Annotated in this window: 1 pseudogene; it reads left to right on the top strand. The window is 57.8% G+C overall.

Annotated elements, in window-relative coordinates:
- Window positions 1-4,842 (top strand): annotated as a pseudogene (locus HED22_RS19490) (Ig-like domain-containing protein); the annotation flags it as partial.

Here is a 4,842-nt window from a genome sequence, read left to right as displayed (position 1 = left end):
CTGACGGTCACAATCTCTGGTGTGCCTGATGGCGCGACTTTGTCTGCCGGGACCGATAATGGCGACGGCACTTGGACACTGGGCTCTGATCAACTTGACGGTCTGACGATTACGCCAGCGGATGACTTTAGCGGTTCGTTTGACTTGGGCGTGACGGCAACCTCTGCCGACGGTTCTGATGTTGCGACCACGACGGGCTCGATCACGGTTGATGTCGGCGGTGTGGCTGATGCGCCGACACTGGACGTCAGTGACGCCTCTGGCAACGAAGATTCTGCCATTGCGCTCGATATCGATGCTGGCCTGACGGATTCCAGTGAGACCCTGACAGTAACCATCTCCGGTGTCCCTGATGGTGCGACTTTGTCGGCTGGTACGGACAACGGTGACGGAACCTGGACGCTTGGTTCGGATCAGTTCGATGGTTTGACGATTACGCCGGCGGATGATTTCAGTGGGTCGTTTGATCTTGGTGTAACGGCGACCTCGGCAGATGGCGAAGATGTCGCGACTGCAATCGACAGCATCACCGTCGACGTTACCGGTGTCGCAGATGCGCCGACCTTGGATGTGTCTGATGCCAGTGGCAACGAAGACAGTGCGATTGCGCTGGATATTGATGCTGGCCTTACCGACAGCTCCGAAACCCTGACGGTCACCATCTCTGGCGTTCCAGATGGTGCGACCTTGTCTGCGGGCACCGATAACGGTGATGGCTCTTGGACACTAAGCTCGGATCAGCTTGACGGTCTGACGATTACCCCGGCGGACGACTTCAGTGGTTCGTTTGACTTGGGCGTGACGGCAACCTCTGCCGACGGTTCTGATGTTGCGACCACGACGGGTTCGATCACGGTTGATGTCGGCGGTGTGGCTGATGCGCCGACACTGGACGTCAGTGACGCCTCTGGCAACGAAGATTCTGCCATTGCGCTCGATATCGATGCTGGCCTGACGGATTCCAGTGAGACCCTGACAGTAACCATCTCCGGTGTCCCTGATGGTGCGACTTTGTCGGCTGGTACGGACAACGGTGACGGAACCTGGACGCTTGGTTCGGATCAGTTCGATGGTTTGACGATTACGCCGGCGGATGATTTCAGTGGGTCGTTTGATCTTGGTGTAACGGCGACCTCGGCAGATGGCGAAGATGTCGCGACTGCAACCGACAGCATCACCGTCGACGTTACCGGTGTCGCAGATGCGCCGACCTTGGATGTGTCGGATGCAAGTGGTTCCGAAGACAGTGCGATTGCGCTCGACATCGATGCTGGTCTCACTGACAGCTCCGAAACTCTGACGGTCACGATCAGCGGTGTGCCTGATGGCGCGACCCTGTCGGCTGGCTCCGATAATGGTGACGGCACCTGGACGCTCGGTTCTGACCAGCTTGATGGTCTGACGATTACGCCTGCGGAAGATTTTAGCGGTTCGTTTGACTTGGGCGTGACGGCAACCTCCGCCGACGCTTCTGATGTTGCGACCACATCCGACAGCATTACGGTTGATGTTGCGGGTGTTGCTGATGCTCTGACGCTGGATGTGTCGGATGCCATTGGTAATGAAGACACCGCCATCGCGCTCGACATTGATGCAGGTCTGACGGATTCCAGTGAAACACTGACCATAACCATATCGGGCGTTCCAGATGGCGCGACCCTGTCTGCAGGGACCGATAATGGTGATGGCACCTGGACGCTGGGCTCGGACCAGCTTGAAGGTTTGACGATCACCCCTGCGGATGACTTCAGCGGCTCGTTTGATCTTGGCGTGACGGCAACGTCGGCTGATGGCTCAGATGCTGCCACTACCACCGATAGCATTACGGTTGATGTTGCCGGTGTCGCAGACGCGCCGACACTTGACGTGTCTGACGCCTCTGGCAACGAAGATAGCGCCATTGCCCTGGACATCGACACGGGTCTCACGGACAGCTCAGAGACTCTGACGGTGACGATCAGTGGTGTGCCGGATGGCGCAACGCTGTCTGCGGGGACCGATAATGGTGACGGCACCTGGACGCTGGGTTCGGATCAGCTTGACGGCCTGACGATCACGCCAGCGGATGACTTTAGTGGTTCGTTTGACTTGGGCGTGACGGCAACCTCTGCCGATGGATCGGACGTTGCAACAGCAACCGATACTTTGACTGTTGATGTCACCGGTGTTGCGGATGCACCGACGCTGGACGTCAGCGATGCGTCTGGCAACGAAGATAGTGCCATTGCGCTTGATATTGACGCGGGCCTCACCGACAGCTCGGAGACTCTCACAGTCACCATCTCCGGCGTGCCTGATGGCGCGACCCTGTCAGCTGGTACCGATAACGGTGACGGCACTTGGACGCTGGGCTCGGATCAGCTTGATGGTCTGACGATCACCCCTGCGGACGACTTCAGCAGCTCGTTTGACCTTGGCGTGACGGCGACCTCTGCTGACGGTTCTGATGTTGCGACCACGACGGGTTCGATCACGGTCGATGTTACCGGTGTCGCAGATGCACCGACGCTTGATGTCTCGGACGCTTGGGGTAGAGAAGACACGTCCATCGCACTTGATATTGATGCGGGCCTGACCGACGCGAGCGAAGTTCTTTCTGTGACCATTTCTGGTGTTCCAGACGGTGCAACGCTGTCCGCGGGGACCGATAATGGCGACGGATCCTGGACGCTGAACCCCGATCAACTTGATGGTTTGAGAGTTCGGCCTCCTCACAATTATAGTGGCTCGTTTGATCTTGATGTCAGTGCGCAGTCTGCAGATGGATCGGATATCGCGACCGTCACCGACAGCATCACAGTTGATGTCGAAGGTGTTGCAGACCGACCGACGCTTGACGTTTCTGATGCGCAAGGTCTTGAAGATACCGCGATTGCACTTGATATCGATGCCGCGCTGACAGATCCCAGTGAGGTTCTAAGCGTTACCGTTAGTGGCGTGCCCGATGGTGCGAGCTTGTCGGCCGGGACAGACAATGGCGACGGCACATGGACGTTGGATACCAATGACCTTGAAGGCCTGACCATCACCCCACCTGAAAACTTCAGTGGCTCGTTTGATCTAAAAGTCGTAGCGCAATCAACAGATGGTGATTCTGTTGCATCTACCGCCGACCCAATCCATCTGACCCGTGGTTCACCGGGGGGCAACAGCACCATTACTGTCGAGGTCGAGGGCGTGGCAGATGCGCCAACTCTTGATGTCGCGGATGCCTCTGGAAATGAAGACAGTGCGATTGCGCTGGATATTGATGCTGGCCTGACGGATTCCAGTGAAACCCTGACGGTAACCATCTCCGGCGTTCCGGATGGCGCGACCCTGTCGGCTGGGACAGACAATGGTGATGGCACCTGGACGCTGGGCTCGGATCAGCTTGATGGTCTGACGATTACGCCTGCGGACGACTTCAGTGGCTCGTTTGATCTGGGTGTAACAGCGACCTCTGCTGATGGATCGGACTTGGCAACTGCCACCGATACTCTGACTGTTGATGTGACTGGTGTCGCGGATGCGCCGACCTTGGATGTGTCGGATGCAAGCGGTTCTGAAGATAGTGCGATTGCATTGGACATTGATGCCGGTCTCACCGACAGCTCAGAAACCTTGACAGTAACCATATCCGGTGTTCCCGATGGCGCGACTTTGTCTGCCGGGGCCGATAATGGTGATGGCACCTGGACGCTGGCCTCTGACCAACTTGATGGTCTGACGATCACCCCGGCGGATGACTTCAGCGGCTCGTTCGATCTGGGCGTGACGGCAACGTCTGCAGATGGTTCTGACGTTGCGACCACGACCGACAGCATCACGGTTGATGTGACTGGTGTTGCGGACGCTCCGACCTTGAATGTGTCTGATGCAAGTGGTTCCGAAGACAGCGCCATTGCGCTCGATATCGATGCCGGTCTTACCGACAGCTCAGAAACTCTGACGGTCACCATTTCCGGTGTGCCGGACGGCGCAACCTTGTCCGCCGGGACCGATAATGGTGATGGCACCTGGACACTGGGCTCGGACCAGCTTGATGGTCTGACGATTACGCCTGCGGATGACTTCAACGGCTCGTTTGACTTGGGCGTGACGGCAACGTCGGCGGATGGATCCGATATTGCCACCACCACGGACAGCATCACCGTTGATGTTGCCGGTGTTGCGGATGAGCCGACACTCGACGTCACTGATGCCTCCGGTAACGAAGACAGCGCCATTGCGCTGGATATTGATGCGGGTCTCACCGACAGCTGGGAGACTCTGACGGTAACCATATCCGGTGTACCGGATGGGGCGACCTTGTCGGCTGGGACCGATAATGGTGACGGCACCTGGACGCTGGGCTCAGACCAGCTTGACGGTTTGACGATTACGCCAGCGGATGACTTCAGCGGATCGTTTGATCTTGGGGTGACGGCGACGTCGGCAGATGGCGAGGACGTCGCGACCACGACGGGTTCGATCACGGTCGATGTTACCGGTGTCGCAGATGCCCCAACGCTGGGCGTCAGTGATGCATCTGGCAACGAAGATAGCGCCATCGCTCTTGATATTGATGCGGGCCTCACCGACAGCTCAGAAACCTTGACGGTCACCATCTCTGGTGTGCCGGATGGTGTGACCTTGTCTGCGGGCACCGATAACGGTGACGGCACCTGGACGTTGGGTTCGGATCAGCTTGACGGTTTGACAATCACCCCGGCAGATGACTTCAGTGGTTCGTTTGATTTGGGTGTGACGGCGACCTCTGCGGATGGATCCGATATTGCCACGGCCACTGGTTCGATCACGGTTGATGTTGCCGGTGTTGCGGATGTGCCGACACTGGACGTCAGTGACGCCTCTGGCAAC

It is taken from the genome of Thalassospira sp. HF15 (assembly GCF_011806525.1).
GTDB lineage: Bacteria > Pseudomonadota > Alphaproteobacteria > Rhodospirillales > Thalassospiraceae > Thalassospira.
This window is presented reverse-complemented; position numbering and strand designations above follow the sequence as displayed.